30 protein-coding genes and 1 tRNA gene are annotated in these 21,016 nt (G+C 39.4%); 16 read left to right on the top strand and 15 right to left on the bottom strand.

Going from position 1 to position 21,016, the window contains the following annotated elements; translation table 11 throughout:
* Positions 1 to 220 precede the first annotated feature (220 nt).
* From AC0VYT_RS09160 to AC0VYT_RS09220, 13 genes are all read right to left on the bottom strand, one after another.
* Positions 221 to 463 carry a hypothetical protein gene (locus AC0VYT_RS09160; protein WP_005019484.1) on the bottom strand — a complete coding sequence of 81 codons (243 nt, stop codon included), beginning with the start codon at positions 461 to 463 and terminating at the stop codon, positions 221 to 223.
* Between the two features lie 753 nt (positions 464 to 1,216).
* The gene (locus AC0VYT_RS09165) at positions 1,217 to 1,657 is read right to left on the bottom strand and encodes a BLUF domain-containing protein (protein ID WP_005019483.1); all 441 of its coding nucleotides are present in this window, start codon (positions 1,655 to 1,657) and stop codon (positions 1,217 to 1,219) included.
* A 359-nt stretch (positions 1,658 to 2,016) separates the two neighbouring features.
* Entirely contained in the window at positions 2,017 to 2,337 is a 321-nt protein-coding gene (locus tag AC0VYT_RS09170) for an I78 family peptidase inhibitor (RefSeq protein WP_005019482.1), read from the bottom strand.
* A gap of 42 nt (positions 2,338 to 2,379) precedes the next feature.
* On the bottom strand, positions 2,380 to 2,835 hold the full coding sequence (locus AC0VYT_RS09175; protein ID WP_005019479.1) for a hypothetical protein: 456 nt from the start codon (positions 2,833 to 2,835) through the stop codon (positions 2,380 to 2,382).
* Positions 2,836 to 2,858: 23 nt separating this feature from the next.
* A complete protein-coding gene (locus AC0VYT_RS09180) occupies positions 2,859 to 3,125 on the bottom strand; it encodes a hypothetical protein (protein ID WP_005019476.1) in 267 nt (88 codons plus the stop codon).
* Positions 3,126 to 3,318: 193 nt separating this feature from the next.
* The gene (locus AC0VYT_RS09185; RefSeq protein ID WP_005019475.1) at positions 3,319 to 3,588 is read right to left on the bottom strand and encodes a hypothetical protein; all 270 of its coding nucleotides are present in this window, start codon (positions 3,586 to 3,588) and stop codon (positions 3,319 to 3,321) included.
* Positions 3,589 to 4,257: 669 nt separating this feature from the next.
* On the bottom strand, positions 4,258 to 4,734 hold the full coding sequence (locus tag AC0VYT_RS09190) for a hypothetical protein (protein WP_476496675.1): 477 nt from the start codon (positions 4,732 to 4,734) through the stop codon (positions 4,258 to 4,260).
* Complete coding sequence (locus AC0VYT_RS09195) at positions 4,734 to 5,144, bottom strand: DUF559 domain-containing protein (protein ID WP_005019472.1); 411 nt, start codon at positions 5,142 to 5,144, stop codon at positions 4,734 to 4,736. Before AC0VYT_RS09195 ends, AC0VYT_RS09190 begins: the two co-directional genes overlap by 1 nt.
* Positions 5,144 to 6,097, bottom strand: coding sequence for a helix-turn-helix domain-containing protein (locus AC0VYT_RS09200; protein WP_005019470.1), 954 nt, complete (start codon positions 6,095 to 6,097; stop codon positions 5,144 to 5,146). Before AC0VYT_RS09200 ends, AC0VYT_RS09195 begins: the two co-directional genes overlap by 1 nt.
* On the bottom strand, positions 6,094 to 6,414 hold the full coding sequence (locus tag AC0VYT_RS09205; RefSeq protein ID WP_005019468.1) for a hypothetical protein: 321 nt from the start codon (positions 6,412 to 6,414) through the stop codon (positions 6,094 to 6,096). The genes AC0VYT_RS09200 and AC0VYT_RS09205 overlap by 4 nt, the downstream gene beginning before the upstream one ends.
* The gene (locus tag AC0VYT_RS09210; RefSeq protein WP_005019466.1) at positions 6,411 to 6,689 is read right to left on the bottom strand and encodes a hypothetical protein; all 279 of its coding nucleotides are present in this window, start codon (positions 6,687 to 6,689) and stop codon (positions 6,411 to 6,413) included. The genes AC0VYT_RS09205 and AC0VYT_RS09210 overlap by 4 nt, the downstream gene beginning before the upstream one ends.
* Positions 6,690 to 6,847: 158 nt before the next feature.
* Complete coding sequence (locus AC0VYT_RS09215) at positions 6,848 to 7,336, bottom strand: phage regulatory CII family protein (RefSeq protein ID WP_005019465.1); 489 nt, start codon at positions 7,334 to 7,336, stop codon at positions 6,848 to 6,850.
* A gap of 58 nt (positions 7,337 to 7,394) precedes the next feature.
* Positions 7,395 to 7,643 carry a hypothetical protein gene (locus AC0VYT_RS09220; protein ID WP_005019464.1) on the bottom strand — a complete coding sequence of 83 codons (249 nt, stop codon included), beginning with the start codon at positions 7,641 to 7,643 and terminating at the stop codon, positions 7,395 to 7,397.
* A gap of 116 nt (positions 7,644 to 7,759) precedes the next feature.
* Here AC0VYT_RS09220 and AC0VYT_RS09225 point away from each other — a divergent pair, with 116 nt between their 5' ends.
* The 10 genes from AC0VYT_RS09225 to AC0VYT_RS09270 all read left to right on the top strand — a co-directional run bounded on the left by AC0VYT_RS09225 (position 7,760) and on the right by AC0VYT_RS09270 (position 13,608).
* A complete protein-coding gene (locus AC0VYT_RS09225; RefSeq protein ID WP_005019463.1) occupies positions 7,760 to 8,458 on the top strand; it encodes a LexA family protein in 699 nt (232 codons plus the stop codon).
* Positions 8,459 to 8,505: 47 nt separating this feature from the next.
* Entirely contained in the window at positions 8,506 to 8,796 is a 291-nt protein-coding gene (locus tag AC0VYT_RS09230) for a hypothetical protein (protein WP_005019462.1), read from the top strand.
* Positions 8,797 to 8,963: 167 nt separating this feature from the next.
* The gene (locus AC0VYT_RS09235; protein WP_005404923.1) at positions 8,964 to 9,191 is read left to right on the top strand and encodes a hypothetical protein; all 228 of its coding nucleotides are present in this window, start codon (positions 8,964 to 8,966) and stop codon (positions 9,189 to 9,191) included.
* 51 nt (positions 9,192 to 9,242) lie between these two features.
* Positions 9,243 to 9,569 carry a BstA C-terminal domain-containing protein gene (locus AC0VYT_RS09240; protein ID WP_228127192.1) on the top strand — a complete coding sequence of 109 codons (327 nt, stop codon included), beginning with the start codon at positions 9,243 to 9,245 and terminating at the stop codon, positions 9,567 to 9,569.
* A gap of 255 nt (positions 9,570 to 9,824) precedes the next feature.
* Positions 9,825 to 10,181 carry a hypothetical protein gene (locus AC0VYT_RS09245; RefSeq protein WP_005019460.1) on the top strand — a complete coding sequence of 119 codons (357 nt, stop codon included), beginning with the start codon at positions 9,825 to 9,827 and terminating at the stop codon, positions 10,179 to 10,181.
* Positions 10,182 to 10,402: 221 nt separating this feature from the next.
* Positions 10,403 to 10,660, top strand: coding sequence for a hypothetical protein (locus AC0VYT_RS09250; protein WP_005019459.1), 258 nt, complete (start codon positions 10,403 to 10,405; stop codon positions 10,658 to 10,660).
* Positions 10,660 to 11,478, top strand: coding sequence for a RecB family exonuclease (locus AC0VYT_RS09255; protein WP_005019458.1), 819 nt, complete (start codon positions 10,660 to 10,662; stop codon positions 11,476 to 11,478). The genes AC0VYT_RS09250 and AC0VYT_RS09255 overlap by 1 nt, the downstream gene beginning before the upstream one ends.
* Positions 11,479 to 11,498: 20 nt before the next feature.
* Complete coding sequence (locus tag AC0VYT_RS09260; RefSeq protein WP_005019457.1) at positions 11,499 to 13,112, top strand: recombinase RecT; 1,614 nt, start codon at positions 11,499 to 11,501, stop codon at positions 13,110 to 13,112.
* Positions 13,113 to 13,169: 57 nt separating this feature from the next.
* The gene (locus AC0VYT_RS09265; protein ID WP_005404974.1) at positions 13,170 to 13,313 is read left to right on the top strand and encodes a hypothetical protein; all 144 of its coding nucleotides are present in this window, start codon (positions 13,170 to 13,172) and stop codon (positions 13,311 to 13,313) included.
* A 28-nt stretch (positions 13,314 to 13,341) separates the two neighbouring features.
* Positions 13,342 to 13,608: a helix-turn-helix transcriptional regulator gene (locus tag AC0VYT_RS09270; RefSeq protein ID WP_005019453.1), complete on the top strand. Its 267-nt coding sequence runs from the start codon at positions 13,342 to 13,344 to the stop codon at positions 13,606 to 13,608.
* Here the strand turns inward: AC0VYT_RS09270 and AC0VYT_RS09275 are convergent.
* Together AC0VYT_RS09275 and AC0VYT_RS09280 are read right to left on the bottom strand one after the other, a co-directional pair.
* Positions 13,603 to 14,883 (bottom strand): tyrosine-type recombinase/integrase, encoded by a 1,281-nt coding sequence (locus tag AC0VYT_RS09275; protein ID WP_005019452.1) that lies wholly within the window; start codon positions 14,881 to 14,883, stop codon positions 13,603 to 13,605. The two genes, AC0VYT_RS09270 and AC0VYT_RS09275, sit on opposite strands and share 6 nt — an antisense overlap.
* 168 nt (positions 14,884 to 15,051) lie before the next feature.
* A tRNA-Arg gene (locus AC0VYT_RS09280) sits at positions 15,052 to 15,128 on the bottom strand.
* Between the two features lie 178 nt (positions 15,129 to 15,306).
* Here AC0VYT_RS09280 and AC0VYT_RS09285 point away from each other — a divergent pair.
* From AC0VYT_RS09285 to mltB, 6 genes are all read left to right on the top strand, one after another.
* Positions 15,307 to 16,242: an ABC transporter ATP-binding protein gene (locus AC0VYT_RS09285; protein WP_005019451.1), complete on the top strand. Its 936-nt coding sequence runs from the start codon at positions 15,307 to 15,309 to the stop codon at positions 16,240 to 16,242.
* Entirely contained in the window at positions 16,239 to 17,012 is a 774-nt protein-coding gene (locus tag AC0VYT_RS09290; RefSeq protein WP_005019450.1) for an ABC transporter permease, read from the top strand. The genes AC0VYT_RS09285 and AC0VYT_RS09290 overlap by 4 nt, the downstream gene beginning before the upstream one ends.
* A complete protein-coding gene (queF, locus tag AC0VYT_RS09295; protein WP_005019448.1) occupies positions 17,009 to 17,821 on the top strand; it encodes an NADPH-dependent 7-cyano-7-deazaguanine reductase QueF in 813 nt (270 codons plus the stop codon). Before AC0VYT_RS09290 ends, queF begins: the two co-directional genes overlap by 4 nt.
* Before the next feature lie 25 nt (positions 17,822 to 17,846).
* The gene (locus AC0VYT_RS09300) at positions 17,847 to 18,497 is read left to right on the top strand and encodes a hypothetical protein (protein WP_005019444.1); all 651 of its coding nucleotides are present in this window, start codon (positions 17,847 to 17,849) and stop codon (positions 18,495 to 18,497) included.
* Positions 18,498 to 18,677: 180 nt separating this feature from the next.
* Positions 18,678 to 19,820 carry a rod shape-determining protein RodA gene (gene rodA / locus AC0VYT_RS09305; protein ID WP_005019443.1) on the top strand — a complete coding sequence of 381 codons (1,143 nt, stop codon included), beginning with the start codon at positions 18,678 to 18,680 and terminating at the stop codon, positions 19,818 to 19,820.
* 17 nt (positions 19,821 to 19,837) lie between these two features.
* Positions 19,838 to 20,839: a lytic murein transglycosylase B gene (mltB, locus tag AC0VYT_RS09310; RefSeq protein ID WP_005019440.1), complete on the top strand. Its 1,002-nt coding sequence runs from the start codon at positions 19,838 to 19,840 to the stop codon at positions 20,837 to 20,839.
* Positions 20,840 to 21,016 lie beyond the last annotated feature (177 nt).

Raw genomic sequence — 21,016 nt, forward strand, 5'->3', positions numbered from 1 at the left:
CCTAGCTATATCAGAACCCTAGCAAAATAAATATAGTATAAATGTCTAAGTAATTTTAATTAATTTAATCAAATAGATTGCATAAGTTATTTTAAAAAATCTAGGATTTGATCTGTAGTTATGAGAATAAATTTTAAAAGATCTCATAAGGTGTTTAGAGCTTATGAGATCTTCAATAATAAAGTTAATTCCTTTCATACTTTCAGTTCACCCATTATCCTTAAGCCACTTGGGCTTCATCCAGAATAAGCTGAACCGCACTCTTTAACTTTATTTCCAAATCAGGATCTGCCTTATTCATGCGCCACTCATGCCTGGGAGTAGGATTATTTCCGGCATATCCTATATCTGAAAACAAATATACGCATTCATCAGAGAGATGAGCGCTATAAACAACCTCTTTTGAATTACCATGTGTTTTCTCTAACACCTGTAATGTTTTCAGTATATCTGAATCACTCATATTCAAAATCTCTCATTAAATAGAAAAGCTCATACTGGGAGCGATATGAGCTTTCGGTAGATGGATATTTAAAGCTAATAAACTAATAATGAAGGGTTAAAAAAACCTGCTTTCATAGAGGTAAAAGCAGGTTAAGGGGTACTACTACACACACTCTTCTATCGGAAGGAAAGTGATAGAATTAATATTAATATAATTTAAAATTCAAATATATGTAGTTGTTTTAATAGCAATAACGGTGTGCTTAATGTATCTCATGTTGTTTATTTATTAAACATAGCTTGAAATTAAATTAGAGATTTTTAAATAAACAATATAAACAAATTTCTAAAAATATGTCTTCAACTAAAATCTTATGAATAAAAAAAACCTATCCTCTTAAGGATAGGCTAATGAGGATTTGTATAGAACTAAGTGTATACAAATTCATTAAAACTTTAAGAGCCTTTCTTTCAGGGAGAAAAGATAATTAAAGTAGGTTACCAAAGTACCCTTAAGTAAAAAGGGTCATTTGAATATAGACAAAATATCGAGTTTCTTGAGTAATTTTTTTGGATAATAGAGTTAATAGTATGTATCGTATTCACTCACTAATATTCTTTTATTTGCTAGTTCTTCAAGCATGTTCTTATTCTCTGATCCAATATATAAAATAAAACCTGCGGGGCAGGTTTTATTTTATATATCTTCAAGATTAATTGAATAACTTTTTAAAAAATTAAATAAGCTAACTTAATATTGAAACAGAATAAATCAACTATGGCTTAAGGTATAAAAACTGTCGGGCTGTCGAGATAATAAATCTACAAAGTCAGGAATAGTTTCATTAGTCAACAAATAGGGATTAAAGCTCTCTTTATGCTTATCCATAAAGAAATTTATAACATCTTTATGATAGCTCGCATATTTCATATGCCATTTGGAGAACATTCGTTCATCAATATTTTCTAAGAACAGTACTTCACATTCTTCATGACGTGGATCTTTAAGAATCTTCTGAAAATAAAGATGTTCAACTTTTTCCCTCTCCCCTTCAAGGCATTGGACAAAGTAGCCATTGCCGTAATAGAGAGCACCATAAATCTTATGAGGCGTATTAAAGTTTAATGCTTCAGTAAGAATGTTGAACAGCTCATTCATAGGGTTGGCACAATCTTTTAGCTTACTTACATACAACAATCTTACATCTTCCACATTAACCTCCTGACCTAACTAAATAGTAACCACGTAAAAACCGTAAAAAAACATTTTAAAATTTTTGCAAGTAATTACTTATAGCTGCAAGGTGTTTAGTTTGTGATGTAAGGTCCCTAAAGATAAAATTTTCATTTAACCAAGTCAGCTTTGTTGACAATGCAATAGATAACGCAATTGAGTTAAACCAAAGAATGATTTAAGACTCAAAGAAGATATATCCCCGAAATTTAAGCGCAATATTAGTTCAAACAATTAGTTAAAGATACTAGTGATAAAGACTGATTTCTAATCAATGCAAATAGAACTCATTTTAATCAAGATCAATACAGATAAACAGTAATTCGCCCCCTTTCTTTCTAACCACATGAAGCGTCAATGATCTTGTAGGTATTTGAAGCCTTAATAACTGTAATCCGGTTTGGTCGATAATCTTCTGTAACAGCCTCACCTACTCTTGCATAGCGAAGTATCTCTGAATTGGTCATCTTTTTGATTTCCCGATCACTTAAATCAGTTCTCCCTACAAGCTCTTTGGCCCGAAGTGGCAAACACTCATGGAGTGTATCTTCTGCTTGTTTATCTGTTTTTTGTTCAGATACGTGATCAATATCTGACTGATAATTTGAACATGCACAGAGAACCGTCAGTAAAAATCCTGAAGCAATAAATTTTTTCATATTTTGGAACTTCACGGTGGGTACTTAGTAAATAGTGAATCATCAATCTGCTTTTAGCTGTTGTGTTCTCTTATGCACTTTTTTATAAAAGTTATCAGATCTAGCTTTTACTGAAGAGTTCTTTCTTTTAAAGTAGTTCACAATATCTTGATAGCCTTCCTCTTTTTCATCCGCTAGAGGAAAGGTTTTTTCTTTTTGTGTAAATATAGTTTCAATCAGGTTTACATACCAATTAATAAAACTTTGGGTAAGCTCCCGATCAGGTATTACACTGAAATCTATCCGTGCTTCTATACCCCATCTTTCTATAGGTTTTAACGTTTTTAAATAGCTTCGAGTAAGAGGAATCTTAATTTCTTTACTTTTAGTTTTAAATTTCAATTCGGTGAGTAAAAGATTTAAGTCCTTTAAACCATTAGTACTAAACCCGTATTCTCTATATACCTTCACATAGGTTTCTTGAGCAAGGCGCTGATAATTTTTGATAATAGTTTTCAATGTCTAATCCATTTGCATTGATTTTAGATACCATACACATCTACTGGTACATTTAACCAGATATTTAAGATTAATTCTTTATAATCGGCCGGTTCTGCGCCTTCCAGCAAGTAAAAAGATTTAATGGTACCATCCTTATTGATTTGAACTCTTTTATACAGCAGGGTCTCTTTATCCTGCGCCGTAAACTCTTCAATAAATTTGAGGATCTCTTCCGAGCCTAAATGCGATGGCTCTACCACCTGGCCGTTATACACACCACCGATGTAATAGGTTGACCGAGCTGACATAAGAACCTCTCTTAGACTTTATTGATTAGAAGCAAGTCTTGATAAAAAATATTCGTTTATTTTTTTAAAAAAAACTTATTTCTAATTTAGCCCACTTAAAATTGCTTAAAGTATCTTTTGTAATACCCATATGTTAAGTTTTTTTAAAAATAGAAAAGCCCATCAAATGATGGGCTTTAACAATGATCAAACGTTAGGTATTAATTTGAATATTTACCCAATTAACGAACTTATTCTTGTCCGTATAATTTGGCATTTCTCCTAAATTGATTATCTCTTTAGTACCAAATTTACCTATAACAAAATTAGGCACCTGAACTCTGAATTCTTCAGGAGTCTCTTCATGTAAGGTTCGAAAATACTCTACGGCTTTCGCGAATCCACTCTCATTCTTAAAACCAGGACGCTCTTGCAAGAAATCATAGACCTGTTCTAGAGCTGGTAAGTAATTGTTTCTAGGCATTCTTTTTCTCTAAAATTGCAGCTTTTCAAATGGAGGTTTATTTTGGATTAATTAAAAGAAAAAATACTTAATAATTATTTAAGATTTGTGTAAAGGATTTTCTATTTTTCTCTTAAGAAACAAGGAATTTATCTAATAAGTTTTTTTCAGTCTATATTCCACCGTTATCCGCTAACAGAGAATAATAAAAATTGGTAAATGTGATATATAAAGTTTAAGTCATTGTCGATTAAAATTTTAAAAACTTATAAGAAAAGCCCGCAAATGCGAGCTTTATTTAGTAGCGATTAAATACAAATTCGCCAAGTTATCACAAATATGCCATAACCTGTGTACACAATCAACTGTTTTCTAAATTAATAAAAAAGCCTGCTTACGGTCTTTTAAGCAGGCTAAAGATAGACATTATATTTTTTGTTTATTGTTATAATTTAAATTATGCTCATTCAAACAAAGTTAATATTTAACAGTAGCTTTCTTTAAAATGCACATAAAGAATACGTAAAATTTTAACCGAAAACCATTTCTTTAATTTCTAAAATTTTCTCAAACTTACCATACCTTTATCAAGTCTCCAAAAGTAAAAAAGCCCGCAAATGCGAGCATTTTCAAAATCGGTTCATGTAATGCGATCTATTACTTCTTGGTTTTCGTATTTTGAATAAATATTCATTTTCGAAGTAAATTAGATTTCAAGTTCGGATACCGACCTTCAATAAATGCCAAAGCACATTTCATATCTTGGCGAATTTGGATAGTAGAGGTATCAAACAAGGTAGCAACTTCCCTCAGTCTTCTATTTTCAATATAAACCTCCCATATCACCCCCATCCACTCTTGTAACGGTTCACTCTCAATCTGCCGTATATCTAAAATAATCCGTTGAAATGCTCTTGCCTCATTGTCGGTTATTTGACAGGTCACTCCACGGCGTACAACTGGTTCTCTAAAACTTTCATCATTCATATATTTTGTAATGAGCTGCTCACGTTGTTTCTGGTTCAACTTACGCGTGGGCAATGATTTGTAGACCAGACGCTTGACTTCAGTATTGCCATTCATCCAGGCACCAAATTGACGGAACCAGTCCTCAGTACTAAAACGTGTCCAATCCGTTGTTTGCATAATTGTTACTGCTGCATTCATCACTTAAAGCCCCCTAATAACCTTTCAATCTGCCGAACCGCCAAACCACTTTTCACTTGCTCTGTACTAAACCGTAATACCTGATAACCCAGCACTGTGGCCGCGTTGTATTTTTCCATATCGTGAATAAACCCTTTGCCCCGTGTGTGCCTGCCACCTGTCCAGATCCCGCCTTCCACCTCAACTAAAATCTTTGTTTCTAAAATATGAAAGTCTGCTCGCCATTGTCGTTCAGGGTGAAAGTAAAACTCCTGTACGAAGCCAATCTTGAGCGCTTTAAGATCGCTGGCCAGCTTTGCCTCTCCCTCACTTACAACCTTCTCCCCTTTCACCTTGCTCTGCCGCTTGGCTTTGGCACGTTTTTTAGTGCCATAGAGCTTGTGGTATTCAGCCAGAGACATACTGGTCATTACGCGCCTACTGCCAGTGAACCATTGAATCCCACCTGTTTCAGGTAAGGCTCCCATTTCTTTGCCTGTACCGGATCAGCCAGTTTCACGGCGATGCGTGCGGCCAGTTTTTCGTATGACTCACCCGGTTCGCTAAAACGCCCTGAGAATTCGGGATGCTGTGAGAGCTTCTGGGCAAAGGTGTGGATCTGTTTTTCAGAAAGCCGATTCGACTGACTTCCCGTGCCTGCCGGTTTAACAGATGCAGCTTGCTGCGGATTTGAATACTTGGTTCGGTAGGCGTTAATCAGCCAGTCAGCAAAGTGATAGATCATCAGATCACAGCTCATGTTCTTGCCCACGTTGTAGGTTTCAAAGGCCCGCTTTTCCCGCTCAGACCACTTCGAGTTCATGAGGGTGTCAAAATTGATGCTGTCATCGGCCAGAAAAATTTCTTCACGAAGTTTTTTAAAGCAAAGCCTGTCTTTTTTATTTTTAGATTCTTCTGAAAGATTCATTGGGAGATTCTGTGTCCCGTTAACGGCACTATTCAAAGTCCCGTTATTGGCACTATTCAACATGCCGTTAACGGAATGATTCCGTTTTTGGGACTGTTCCGTTTCCGGTACTATTTCAGATAAATTTTTTTCCTGTAATGGTGCCGTTTTTGGCATGGTTTCGCGTCCATTGACCCCATTTAACCGGTAGACTTTTACCCGTCTGGTACTGCCCTTGCGCTCACCGGTATCGACAATCAGCCGGTCTTCTAGCAGCTCGGCAATAATCTTGAGTACAGTCTTGCGTTCAAGACCGGTGTCTTTTTCAAGACGCTGCATGCTGGGGTAACAGCAATGGTCTTCACCGGCACGGTCTGCCAGCGAGAGCAGGATGAGCCGTTTCAGCGGTATGCGACTACCGCCTTTCTTCTCGGTCAGTCCGACTCTCCAGGCCCAGTTGGTTGCATCTAAGCTCATGGCTTCACCTTTTCCTCAGGGTGGCCAGCCGCATCAGCAGGCTGGATATATCCACCGAAATATTTAACTTTGCCGGCACTCATCAGACTGCTTTCGATCTGGGCCGACAGGTACATCGTGATTCTGAAACGGCGGGACATCTGCGCCTCGAACTCGTCCCGGGCCAGTGCAGCATTGGCCTCGTTATAGCCGCGTTTACGCAGGTTGGCTTTGTTGCGCTCGATCAGCTCGTTTAATATGCGTAGCGCCGGCTCGTAGAAGGACTGCATCTGCTGGAGCTGCTTATATTCAGGCAGTGCATCAAACTGATGGTTCATGGAGCCTCCGTAACAAACAGTGCTACCGGTTCAGCCAAGCGGCATTTGGCTTTGAGTTCAGCGAGTGTGGCCGGGCGTATATCCTGCTCATGCACAATCTGCTCACCTTCCAGCCGGTAGTAATGGCTGCTCTGTTGGGCTTTGACGGTTTGTAGCCCTTCCATCGCAATGCGGCTTGCAAACACCACTACGTCACCTGTAATGAAAATTCCTTTTTGTTCTATAAAAACGTATTTGCTATCAACAACTTGTTCTGCTACATTTAATTGATTCATTTAGACTTCCTAACTAAACTGAATTACTACCGCCCTTGCGCTCACTCGGGCGGTTTTTTTGAATTAATAAAAATTAACTTGTATCTAAAAAATTGGTTTGATAACTTTATCTATGTTCATTCCAGCCTGTTTGAACAGAAAAAGCCTGACCTCGAACGTCAGGCTTTTTCACTTTTAAGGTTGGTGGTATATTTCTGCATCTGCTTGAAAGCTGCTTGATCAACAGCAGTGATGAAATCAATCATTCTTTGAGCAATTTCGTGAATCTCCTGATATTCATCAGGTGTCACTACTCCATCTTCATAAGCTTCATATACCTTCTGATTAACCTGGCCGCTACAAATGTTGTGCTGCATCATGGCTTCAAAAATAGAAAGCTCCCGATGCTTATCTCCATCACAGCCCGCCGGAACTAAGGCCAGGTTCAAGCTGTGCGCCCAAACCTGAAGTACTGCCGGGTTTTTGGTGAAGTCTAATAAAGCTTCAAATTTTTTAAGGCTCGGCAAATAGTCCATATTTGGATTGCCGTAATTCAGAACGGTTTTATGAGAGTCACCTAATACTTCAGCAATCTGTTTTGCATCAATACCTGGTGTATGACGAATCATCTTATACAGAGCAGCTTGTGCTTCTTTACTAAATTCCATATGTGAATCCTTGTTTTTATTCACGTTTATTAAAGATATTAAGTTGTTGATAATTGTTTTAAGCGATTAATGCTTGGTTACGGACGTAATTAAAATCTGCCTCTGGACAAAGCAGGTCACAACTAACTGCACCATCACTCTCTTTATCGATTTTGATTGCGAGAGAGGCGCTGCATTTACTGTTGCCATACATGATCTGGTTTAAGTACCCCAGTGAGGTTTGGCAGCGTTTTGCGAAGTCTTTTCGATCATCTAAAGAAAGGTTGGCTAAGAAGGCTTTTAATTCAGTTGTATTGGCAGAAGACATTTCTAGATCTCCCATTAGTAATATTTAGTAAATACTAATTTTTATTACTAAATAAGTCAATATAGATTTAGTGTTTACGAATTTACTTTTTACTAAAAAATAGATGAAATACTGGTATGGATATTGTTTCTTTAAGACGCGCTAATTTACGCCGGGCAATAGATGCCAAAAATAAATCAGAAGGGTTTTCTTCAGATGCTGCTTTCTGTGAGCATTACGATTTGAACCCTAGCCACATATCTCAGCTTGTAAAAGGTCATGGGAGTTTTGGCGAGCGTGCAGCACGTAATCTGGAAAAGAAAGTCGGCTGGGAGTCTGGATTACTAGATCAGGAACCAACCAAAAATATATTCGGTGAAGAGAGCTTTGCTAATGTGCCTCGAGTTAGAGCGCGCATGGCTCCCGTCTTATCTTGGGTACAAGTAGGTAGTTTTACTAACGTGGCCGCTGTCGATATGAGTGAAGTCTCTCAATGGCTGCCATTACCAGAAGATGAGTGCTCAAATTGCTTTTTTCTTCAAGTGCAAGGAATAAGTAATTTTCCTGATTTTATTGAAGGCGACTACATTGTTGTAAACCCTGATGCCTATTATGGAGATATGCAATCAGGAGATATTATTGTGGTGCGTCGTGGTGAAGATGCTACGTTTAAAAAACTGGTTATTGAGACAAACGGCAAAAGATACCTTCAAGCATTGAATCCAGATTTTAAGCCAAATATTATTGAGTTTGATGAAGAGTGCCACTTTGTGGGGCAAGTGGTCGATTGCGTAAGATATGTCTATCACGCAAAACCTAGAGTGAGAAAGAGCTAAGAATTAAGACCGCTATATGCGGCCTATTTAACATAGGATAATAATAAGTGAATAAAAAATATAACCTACCCGAATTGTGCAAGTACAGAGAATTAAGCAGTGGTGAGCAGATGGCTATTCACCAAATACTTATCTCTTACGTACGTGAAAACCATCTCTACAATATTGTTTTACCCAACAATGCCAAGCCTTTTAATCTTGTAAAGTTGGTCAGCATCAATTTCGAAAATGAATCTAGCGCCATCTGGATTAATTTTAAAACCATTACGGGTGAGAGTTTTGCATTACCTATTGATCTTATTTCAAGAATAGAAATATCAGGACAGGAAGAAGTTTAGAGGCCGCTATATGCGGCTTAGATTGGACGTGGGGGTTGTGGGGGGTAAAGTATTTCGCAAGGATATAGCAAAATCTACTTAGGGCTCAAAACTACTCCAACAAAAATCTTTACATTAACGCTTCTAATGGTCATCGTGATTTTCTTGCCATACCCGATGCAGTTTGTATGGCTTTACTTGAATACTATGCTATTGATGCAGATCTACCAAATAAGGAAATAGCGAGAACAAACTATCGAGTATTAGCTATTTCTTCATTCAAAATTTATGTTTATACAAAATGCAACTATGATCCAAACCGAAAAGTTGATGGCTCATGGCAGGCTTTTCATGAAAGATTATTATTAAATGACAATATTCCTATAAACTATTTTTCAATTTTTAAGGAGCTCTAGACTGTAATTCTTAACATGATACGCGGAGGTTGCAAGATAGATGACACTACAGTGCCAGATATCAGTGTTGGGCAAATATGGTCACGATATTGGACTCAAAACAAATTTGATGACAAGTATGGCCCAAGATGTAAATTCCCACATGTTTATCCAGATACCTTTAGACAGTCTTCAGGTGGTGAATATGAGGCTTGGATATATCCAGCTGATGCATTAGGCATCTTCCGAAAATGGTTATATGAAGTTTACTTAATGGATAAGTTTCCTAAATATCTAAATACTAAAGTAACAAGTGGATCGATTATTGCTCCTGATGCAAATAAACTATTAAATGTATTACAAAGACCTGCTCTCACTACATCAGATATTACTAAATAAGAAAGCCGCTACCCGAGTGACTCTTAGATCGGTTGGAAAAATACATGTTTGAGTCATCTGTAATTGATGAATTCTTATCAATTGCCCTTAACTTTACTTTTTTTGTAATACCAATCAATTAAAAAACTCCAAACAACCCACCCCGTGTGGGTTTTCTTTTTTTATGTCATTGATATGTAATATACTATTTAAATGTTATATTATAACAATTAATATAAATACCTCCCTATCATCCTGTATAAGAAGGTCAAGAAAATGAAAAATACGTTATTAGGTGCAGCTTTAATAGGTCTGACAATGACTGGCTGTACTTCAAATCCAAATACTGAAGTTTTGCAAGAAAAAGTTAAAAATGATGTTTCATCTAATGCTCAGATTATTGAGTTTACTGGACCGAATGGTTTGTTAATCTTTCTAAAGTCTTCAGATAACTTTGAAACAGCGGTAATGACCGATAATTCTGGTAAAGTGTATCGTCTTCAACGCGCTGTCTCAGGAAGTGGAGTGCGCTTAGCAAATAATCAAGGCGTATCAATACACTTTAAAGCTGGTGAGGGCATTGTAGAATTCGTAAAAGATCAGCCTATCAGTATTACTGAACATAAAAAATAAGATTTATACTTTAAAGAAACCCACCCCAGCGGTGGGTTTTCTTTTGTCTATTAAAGTATGAAATTCAGCAAATACTAATTTTATACTAAATAAAATTAGTAAATACTATTGACTAATTATTTAGTAAATACTAAATTAAAGCTATTAAGACAACAAAAAGCTCCAGCGTAGCTTGAACTACCTGGAGCCAGACCCACACCTAACCTGTGAGTAAGTGAATTATGAAACAACATCACCCAAAGAGTCAAACCACCCAGATTCTTTTTCAAGAACCAACGGCTGAAGAAATGCAAAGCAAGCCCGGTTCGGTCTTCTCTAACATCTGCGCCATTTTACTCATTGCCAGTTCAGTCTTTGCACTGGTGTGTATGCTGCGTAGCTGTGCAAATGAAGCTGAAACTCAGACAGTCCAAGCCCATGCCTATAACGCGAAGTTCTCTCAAGAGCCTCAACTGGTTCAGGTTGTGGAGGCTCGCTAATGAATGCAGCCGTAAATCCAGAAAAAATTATTCCAATCCGGGCCAGCTCCCTGTCCGACCTGTTTGACTGTCCGGCACGCTGGGAAGCCAAAAATCTTTTAAACAAACGCACTCCAGCCGGTGCACGCACACGCTTAGGTACAGCAGTTCATGAAGCAGTAACCCAGTGGGACTATCTGAACCTGATCGGAGAAGACGTCACCCTGGAAGAATGCGAGGAGATTCTGCATCACCAGATCTGGCAGCCGAATGAAGAAGTGGATTGGTCTGACCTGGACCAGAATGCTGCTGAGGCAATTGGTCATTCATTAATGCAAAAGTACATCACTCATATTGCGCCAACCCAAAAATTTATAGGTGTGGAAGTGCGCTGTGAATCTCTCATCCTTGCTGATCTGGGCATTGAGCTTACAGGCACCATTGACCGCATCTATGAAAATAATGAGGGTGAACTGGGTATTGGTGACCTTAAATCTGGCAAGAATGCTGTGGCTTCAGACGGTACAGTCAAAACCGTAGGCCATACACCACAAATGGGGATTTATACCGTATTGGCCAGTCATGCACTGCAAGAACCGGTGCTGGCCCCTGCCCGTATCTACGGCCTGACTACCGGAAAAACAGATAAAGGTCAGCACGTCGGTATCGGTGAAATCGACTCACCTGCAGAGGTGCTTCTAGGTACTGAAGAAGAACCTGGACTACTGCACCACGCAGCAAAACTCATTAAGCACGGCGTATTTTACGGCAACTCAAAATCAATGATGTGTCACGACAAATACTGCCCTGTTTATCACACCTGCAAATTTCGCAAATAATTTTTATAAGGATTAAAACAATGACTTCTCAAGTAATGACTGCTGAACAGATCCGTACCTCACGTCAGACTGCTGTAGCAGCACCTAGACCCGTTGAAGTCAGCTTGACTTCACTGGAAGGTTTTGAACTGGCACAACGTATTGCCAAAATGCTTGCCGCCTCAACCATGGTACCGGAAGTTTACCGCGATACACTAAAGATCAAAGACGGTAAAGACCAGAATGGAAACTGGCTGTACCGTAGTGAACCTAACCCGAATGGTCTGGCAAACTGTGTGATTGCCCTGAATATGGCAAACCGCATGGGTGCCGATCCGCTGATGATTATGCAGAACCTTTATATTGTCGAAGGTCGTCCAGCCTGGTCATCACAGTTCGTGATCGGGGCAATTAATACCTCTGGCAAGTACTCACCGCTGCGCTTTGAAATGGAAGACCGTGGTGAAGTGGAAGTGACCTACACCACCAAGGAATGGAAGTGGAATGAGCGCGCCCGCAAGAGTCTGCCAGAAGAAAAAGTCCATACTGTCAAGCTACGCAATATCACCTGTAAAGCATGGGCCATTGAAACAGCTACAGGTGAGCGCCTTGAATCTGCTGAAATCTCAATGGAAATGGCAGTGAAAGAAGGCTGGTATCAAAAGAACGGTTCTAAATGGCAAACCATGCCTGAACAGATGCTGCGTTATCGTGCTGCATCATTCTTTGGCCGGATCTACGCACCAGAAGTGTTAATGGGTATCCGGACTCAGGAAGAAGAACAGGACGCCATTATTGATGTGACGCCAGAACCAGTACAGCAGACCTCACCGGTGACTACCTCTGACCTTAAGGCTAATGTCGTTAAAGAAGCACCTGTAGAGCAGCAAGCCAAGCAACAGCCAGTTCAGGAAGAAAAGAAACCACGTGCACGTAAACAGCCAAAAGTCATTGAAACTGAAAATGTCCAGAATTCTACAGAGAATGAAGTTGTAGATGCGGAGTTGACTGTGGAAGATCTTAAACGGCTACAGCAAGAAGCAGAGAACTTGATCCAGCAAAATAAAACATCAGAAACTGCTCAGGTCGATGTAAACAAGTTTGCTGAAATTAAAAAGAGCTATATGAAGACACTCACCAGTACCGTTCAGGCCAGCTCTATTAATGGTTTAAAAAGTCAGATCGAGAAAGAAACCAAATTAACTGAGGTCGATAGAAATTACTTATTGGCTTACGTCAAACAGCGTCTTGATGAGGAAAGTGTTTATCAGCAAGGACAGGCACCAGTAGACAAGATCAAGAGCACTTCTACCCGGGCAGGACTGGAACGAATGATTGCAGATACTCAGGATGTGCATCAGCTAGAGACTGAAACAGCTCAGAGTATTAAAAACCATAAGGCCAAAATGACGGTGGAAGATTATAACGAGCTGTTGAGTCTCTACGCACAGAGCAAAGAAGTGCTGTCACAGCAGGATATTTTCGCTGATGCGGTAAGTCTGGTGGATTCCTATATAGCCCATATTGATGCTGCCCAAAATATAGACCGTCTGAATGACATCATGAGTGATCCGGCAATCAATAGCCTTCCAGACGATGATACGGCGCGGATCAATGAGGCTTATGACCGTCGCTATGCAGAGATCAGTGAATAAGGGCCATGCCGCCCTATGGGGTGGCAAATTCCATAATAGATATACGGCGGTATCACTATGAAATACACATACTCATCTATCACCCGCACCCTGACTGTCTTTGGCTGCAAGATGGATCATATCTTTACAAATGTAGGCCTGTTTGAAATTGAAGCACTGCTGACTAATGCAAAATTTAAGGAGGCCACATGGAGAAGTTAAATCAAGCTAAGGTAAAGGAGGTGTCATAATGCGAACTGAATCTGAAAATAACTTACTCGAAGCCATTTTTAATGAAATGCAAGAGATTAAAAGGGCTTTTCATGCTGATGAAGATCGTCTTTTAAAAACAAGTGAAGTAGCAAAGATGACTGGAATAACCAGGGCTTCTATTATTAAAATGGTTGAAGATGGGAGCTTTCCCGAGCCGGATTGGGTAAGTGAAAGTGGCTATAAACGCTGGTGGAAGTCCACTATTTATACATTCTTTAATAAGAAACAAGCCCTCGCATCATGAGGGCTTTATTTCCGTAAACTTTTTGTCTCTTGATGCAATAAATTGAGCTTTAAGTTCATCGCAATAATCTGACCATCTTTGCATCATCACACGTCTTTTATCTAAGTGCTTAGTCCGGTTATATGCCCTACCGTGCATGTCACGTACTTGGTGCGCAAGCTGCTGTTCAATAATATCCAGTGGAAATTCCAGAACTTCATCCAATAAGGTACGTGCAATTGCTCTAAAGCCGTGGCCAGTCATATCCTCTTTACCATATCCCATACGGCGCAATGCCATATTAATAGACATGTCAGAAATCGGCCGATGCTTATCAGAGCGTGAAGGAAAAACAAAGTCTGAATTATTCGTAAAATTAAGAGCTTCTTTTAGAATTGCTATAGCCTGTGTAGATAAAGGAACAATATGGTCCAGTCCAGTTTTCGCAGATGTTTTTGACGGAGTATAAGACCAGGTAGCCGTCTCAAAATTAATATCAGACCACTTGGCATTGCGTAGTTCGCCAATGCGGACAAATACTAATGGTGCCAGTTGCAATGCAAGCTTTACGTGGACCAGTTGTGATTCATAATGATCTATATCAAAAAGTAAGCACGCAAAATCAAAGGGATCTGTTAATGCTGAATAGTGATTTTTTTCTCTTTGGGTAATGGTACCTGCCAGATCTTGAGCAACATCACGCTCACACAGACCCATTTTCACTGCAAAGCGAAAAACCTGAGAGGCTTTAGATCTGATCCGCATTGCAGATTCAATATGCCCCTTGTTCTCATCTTTCTCAATTACTTTGGCCAGATCCCGTGGAGTAATATCTGAAATAGGCATATTGCCAACATCTCGATAAAGTTTTTCAAATATACCGTCATTTCTCTTTACAGTAGCTTCGGCCAGACGCTGTTTACTTTTATATAGCTCAGCAACAGATTTAAAAGTTGCCTGTTGTTTTAATCTCTCTTTTTCCTCAACACCCTGCTTTTCTACCTGAGGATCTTTTCCTTCAGCCAGTAACGCCCTGAACTGATCCCGATATTCACGTGCTTTGGCCAGTGACATTGCTGGATAATTTCCGACAGTCATCGTATTTCTTTTTTTAGAAACTGGGCGGGTGTAATCAAAACGCCACATGACAGTACCGTTTTTTCGAATTAGAAGATTCAGACCTGCACCGTCACTTAGCCGAATATCCTTCTGTAACCCATTGGGATTATTACTTTTTATATCACGGAGAAATGCTTTGATTTTGCTGTCTGTAAGCGAAATTACTTGTTTTGGCATTTTTTTTGCGTTACACCTGTGAGTACAAACTTAGTTGTAACGCATCCTGTAATGCTTTAATGCGTTACAACTTTAAAAAGGTTTATACAACTTTATACAGGTTTATTATTAGATGTCTATTATAAACAATAGGTTTATACGACTTTTGACGAGTTTGAACATAGAATTTGGTGCGCTCGGCGGGAATCGAACCCACGACCCCAGGCTTCGGAAACCTGTACTCTATCCAACTGAGCTACGAACGCGCGATGCACATCATAACAAAAAAATGAGCAAGGTAAAGTACATAAATGCAGATAAACACCACTGATGCTTACGCTTTAAGCAAATTTTAATCTCTAGCTTGCCGATTACCATTAATGTACTTGGTTTATTGAAGCAGATCGCTCAGAATATCTTTTCTATTCACCATGCGAGAAATTCATGACTGATGCATTGACGCTAAGGGATTTGTCCAAAACCTATCGAAATGGTTTTCAAGCTCTCAAAGGAATTAATCTGACTGTACCGGAAGGAGAGTTCTATGCACTTTTAGGGCCCAATGGTGCAGGCAAGTCTACAACGATCAGTATCATCAGCTCACTGGCTAAAAAAACCTCCGGAACTGTAGAAATCTTTGGCTACAATTTAGACACCCATCCTTCTGAGGCCAAACAATGCCTAGGAGTCGTGCCACAAGAGTTCAACTTCGGTCATTTTGAAAAAACCTTTGATATTCTGGTCACTCAAGCTGGCTATTATGGTATTCCTAAAAAGCTGGCAGAACAACGGGCAGAACAATATCTGGAAAAGCTTGGCCTTTGGGACAAACGTCATGTTCAGGCCCGTATGCTTTCTGGTGGTATGAAACGCCGTCTCATGATTGCACGAGCCATGATGCATGAACCAAAGTTACTTATTCTGGATGAGCCCACTGCTGGGGTCGATATCGAACTGCGCCGTTCAATGTGGGATTTCCTGACAGAAATGAATGCCAAGGGCACCTCAATTATTCTGACGACCCATTATCTGGAAGAAGCCGAGATGCTCTGTCGCCGGATCGCAATCATTGATCGTGGCGTAATTAAAGAAGATACCACTATGAAGGATTTTCTTAATCAATTAAATGAGGAATCATTCATTTTTGATCTGGCTGAACCTATTGAACCTTTGCATCTGAATATTATTGGCGTTAATTTTAATCTGATTGATCCAATGACTCTAGAAGTAACAATGGATAAAGCCCATTCTTTAAATGATCTGTTTCAGCTCATGCAGGCACAGAATATTCAGGTACGCAGTATGCGCAACAAATCGAACCGTCTCGAAGAGCTTTTCGTAAAAATGGTCGAAAAAAATCTGGATGGAGCGACAACATGAATCTAGGTCAATTACAAACTGCACTTGGAACTTTAGTTCGCAAAGAAATCCGACGTTTCATGCGGATCTGGCCCCAGACCTTGCTTCCACCTGCGATCACTATGAGCCTTTATTTTGTAATCTTTGGCAATCTGGTCGGTTCACGTATTGGAGAGATGGGCGGCGTAAGCTATATGCAGTTTATTGTCCCCGGCCTGATTATGATGGCGGTAATTACTAATAGTTATGCCAATGTATCCAGTAGTTTTTTTAGTGCCAAGTTTCAAAAAAGTATTGAAGAACTCATTATGAGTCCAATGCCTCTGCATTTGATTTTATGGGGCTATGTGATTGGCGGAGTATGTCGCGGTGTACTGGTTGGTATTATAGTGACAGCGATGAGTCTGTTTTTTACTGATCTGCATATCACTAACTGGTTTGTGACCATATTTACCGTGATTGTTACCTCCCTGCTCTTCTCTCTGGGCGGTTTTATCAATGCTGTTTATGCTAAATCTTTCGATGATATTTCAATTATCCCAACATTTGTATTAACACCACTTACCTACTTAGGGGGAGTGTTCTATGCGATCAGTTCATTAAGCCCATTTTGGCAGAACCTCTCTCTGATCAATCCGATCGTATATATGGTGAATGCTTTCCGTTTCGGAATTTTAGGCCATAGTGATGTAAACGTTTCAGTTTCTCTTGTGGTAGTTACATTATTCTGCGCAGTGTTTTATGGCATTGCATACTATTTATTGTCTCGTGGTTCAGGAATGCGTGAATGAGTGTAGAGCAGTCTTTATTGGGTAAAGACACCAGTTATCCAAACCAGTATCAACCTGATATTCTTTTTCCTATTGCACGCGCGCAGTCTCGCGCTGACTATGCCCATATAGAAGGTATTCAGCAAGGTAAAGACTGGTGGCATATCTTTGAAATTTCATGGTTAAACAGCCATGGTATACCACAAGTCGCTATTGGACGTATGAGCTTACCCGCTTCTTCGCCTCATCTTATTGAATCCAAATCTTTAAAACTCTACTTTAACAGTTTGAATTTTCACCGGTTTGGAAATCGGGCTATTTTTATAGAGACTGTAGAAAAAGACTTATCTCAGGCTGCAGGTGCAGCAGTGAAACTAGAGCTTTTTCAGGTAGATGCTCTTGAAATCAGTCAACCGCAGGGTATATGTATTGATGATTTGATACCCCAGCAGTTAAAGAATCATCCGGATGCAGGTTTGCTGCAATATGCAGATGACCCTGAAGAAGGAGACATCCAGCTATATTCGCATCTGTTACGCAGTAACTGTCCAGTGACTGGTCAGCCAGATTGGGGAACGGTTTTTATTCGTTATCAAGGTAAAAAACCTTGTTATCGTAGTGTGTTAGCTTATATTATTTCTTACCGTCAACATAATGGCTTTCATGAACAATGTGTGGAGCAAATGTTTGCAGATATATGGCAACATTTACAGCCGGAAAAGTTGATGGTGTATGCAACTTATACACGACGTGGTGGGCTGGATATTAATCCATGTCGTGTATCAGATTTAACCTGGATGCCAAACCCGATCCGATTGGCGCGACAATAAAACGAAAAATACCGAGGTTTTAATCATGCCATTTTTTGGTTTTACCCCGTCTGAGTCTTTACTGAACAATCTTCAGACATCAGTTGAAAAAAAGAATTCAAAGGAGCCGCTTTATCCTCTTCGGGATAAAATCGCTTTACAAATCAATGATGAAATTATTGATGCTATTTTAACTGAACTGGTACGCCGTTTCCCTGCCAGTGACAAGCGTGATACAGCAGAAAAACTTGCAGGCTATATTAAGTCAACTGTGGCTGTCTTATTGAAACAACTATTAAATAAAGCACCAAATGAAGTAGTTCAGCAGTCAATTGAATTCTCTGAACGTAGCATGTTTAAAGGTCCGGATAACCAATATAGAGTAGGTGAACCACTGGACGCCAGTCTGGTCACTAACCTTAAGCATAATTTTGCTGAAATTAAGGCGGGCAATAAAGTAGACCGTGCAGTGTTGGCCGAGCTTTATAAACAGTTCGGTGACGCAACCATCCGTCATTTTATGAGCGATTTCAACAAAACACTTGATCTGGGCATGATTAAACGTAAAGCTGCCGATATCGGAGCGGCAGCGGTCACTAAAGCAGTGCATATCGCTATCGACAAGCTTATCCCAAATCTGACTAAAGATGAGTTAATGGTACTTGCAGAATATCACGATACTTTATTCTTCCATTAATATTTAACTTATTCATCAGTTTATATTAAGACTGATCAGATAATCTTGAGATTAAAATATCAGAATCGGAAACCTGGCTAATGCCAGGTTTTTTTATTGCAAAGTTTGCATAGCGATTGTCTTGTGCAAGCTTTGTGTTAGCATGCGGCATGCATTAATTTAGCCTGTTTTCAAACCTACATGTCTCCAAGCTCTCAATATAAATTCCTGCGTCAAGCTCCCCGTGATGGGCTGAGTACAGCCATGCAACCGTCTCGCTGGCAGCGGCTGCATATTGATCCGTGGTTATGCCTTTTTCTGTTTCTCAATGCCTTATTAGGCTTAACTGTACTATATAGTGCTTCTGCACAAGATGTTGGTCTAGTTAGCAAGCAGGCCATGAGCTTCGGTATTGGCTTTATCGTCATGTTTACACTTGCCCAGATTCCACCCAAGGTTTATCAGGCATTTTCGCCATATTTTTATATCTTTGGTGTACTAGCGCTGTTATCAGTCATGATATTTGGCGAAGTGCGCATGGGTGCACAGCGCTGGATTGATATTCCTGGTTTTGGCAGTGTACAGCCCAGCGAGTTTATGAAGATTGGTATGCCAATGATGATTGCCTGGTTTTTATCACGCCATCCTCTTCCTCCAAGCTTTAAAAACGTCATTATTTCTCTGGTTCTTATTATTGTTCCATTTTTACTCATTGCAGAGCAGCCAGATTTAGGGACATCATTACTGATTCTTGCCAGCGGTCTCTTTGTCCTGTTTTTAAGTGGCCTCTCCTGGAAGCTCATTGGAGCTGCTATAGGCCTCATGTGCATGATTATTCCCCTAGCATGGCAGTTTCTTCTGCATGACTATCAGCGGCAACGTGTACTCACCTTGCTGAATCCGGAAGCAGACGCTTTAGGAACAGGCTGGAATATTATCCAATCTAAAACAGCAATTGGTTCAGGTGGATTTTTTGGTAAGGGCTTTTTACAAGGTACCCAGTCCCATTTACATTTTTTACCTGAAGGCCATACTGATTTTATTATTGCAGCTTATTCTGAAGAGTTTGGTTTAATTGGAGTTCTCATCCTTATTACTCTTTATTTTGCGATTATTTTCAGGGTATTACAGATCGGCCTCAACTGTTTTCATAATTATGGACGTCTTGTAGCCGGAACACTGGGTTTGTCATTTTTTGTTTATGTGTTTGTTAATGCCGGCATGGTCAGTGGTATTTTACCTGTAGTTGGCGTACCTCTACCTTTTATGAGTTATGGTGGTACCGCCATCATTACTTTAATGGCCACTTTTGGTTTGGTCATGTCTATTCATACGCATCGATAGTTGAGATTTAAGAGCCAATGATTAGTTTAAATATTTATAAAAAATTCAAGCAATTTAGTATAGGTTTGAGTGCTGCCGGTATTGTCGCTTTCTCTCAGGCAAATGATTTTATTACTCACCCTAATTATGAAGCATTTAAAACTAAAACTATGCAAAATTATGGTCTGACTGCACAGCAGGTAGATTGGGCCATGCAGGGCAGTAAAAATTTACCAAACATTGTTAACATCATGAATCGTCCTGGGGAAAGTAAACCTTGGTATGAATATAAAACTAATTTCATGTCAGCAGGTACGATTAAGCGCGGAGTTACCTTTAAAAACCAGTATGCAGATGCTTTAAACCGGGCTGAACAGCAGTTTGGAGTCTCTAAGGCGGTGATTTTAGGTATTTTAGGAGTAGAGACTGGTTATGGTGCCAATAAAGGTTCCTTCGTCACGCGTGATGCACTAGCTACATTGGCCTTCGGTTATCCACGCCGCGCTGAATATTTTAGCGATGAATTAGGCGCTTTAATTGCCTGGACCTATAAAGAAGGCTATCCAACCAGCAGCATTATTGGCTCATATGCAGGCGCAATTGGCTATCCGCAATTCATGCCGAGTAATATTACTAAACTGGGTATAGATTACGATGGCAACGGTCATATTGATCTCAGAAACTCAGCAGTAGACGCTATCGGTTCTATTGCTAACTATTTAGCTCATCATGGATGGCAACGCGACCAGCCTATCGGTTTTGCTGCACGATACACCGGTTCAAATCCAGACAGTATTATTGCGACTGATCTTACCCAGCCTGTACCTTATGGAGTTTTGAAAAATAAAGGAATTAGCCCACTTAATCCTTTGGTAAAAATTGATGATCTGGATATGGTCAATATCATTCAACTTCAAGATTCATATGGTCCGGTTTACTATATTACCTACCCGAATTTTCAGGTTATTACTACCTACAATAAGAGCCGTATGTATGCCACTGCTGTATGGCAATTAGGGACAGAAGTAGCCGATCGTTAAACCAAATATTTACCCAGTATTTTAAAAGTCAACAATTATTTATAGATAAAAGGCCATTAATTATACTTTTTAAATTAAATGTTACAATATTGATTATTTTTTAATCTATATTTGTGAGATTTTGTCCTTTTTGTAAATATTTCTCGTTAAAGACTAGACACTTTTGGTGACACATGA

Source organism: Acinetobacter sp. QJM3NY_42 (genome assembly GCF_056173745.1).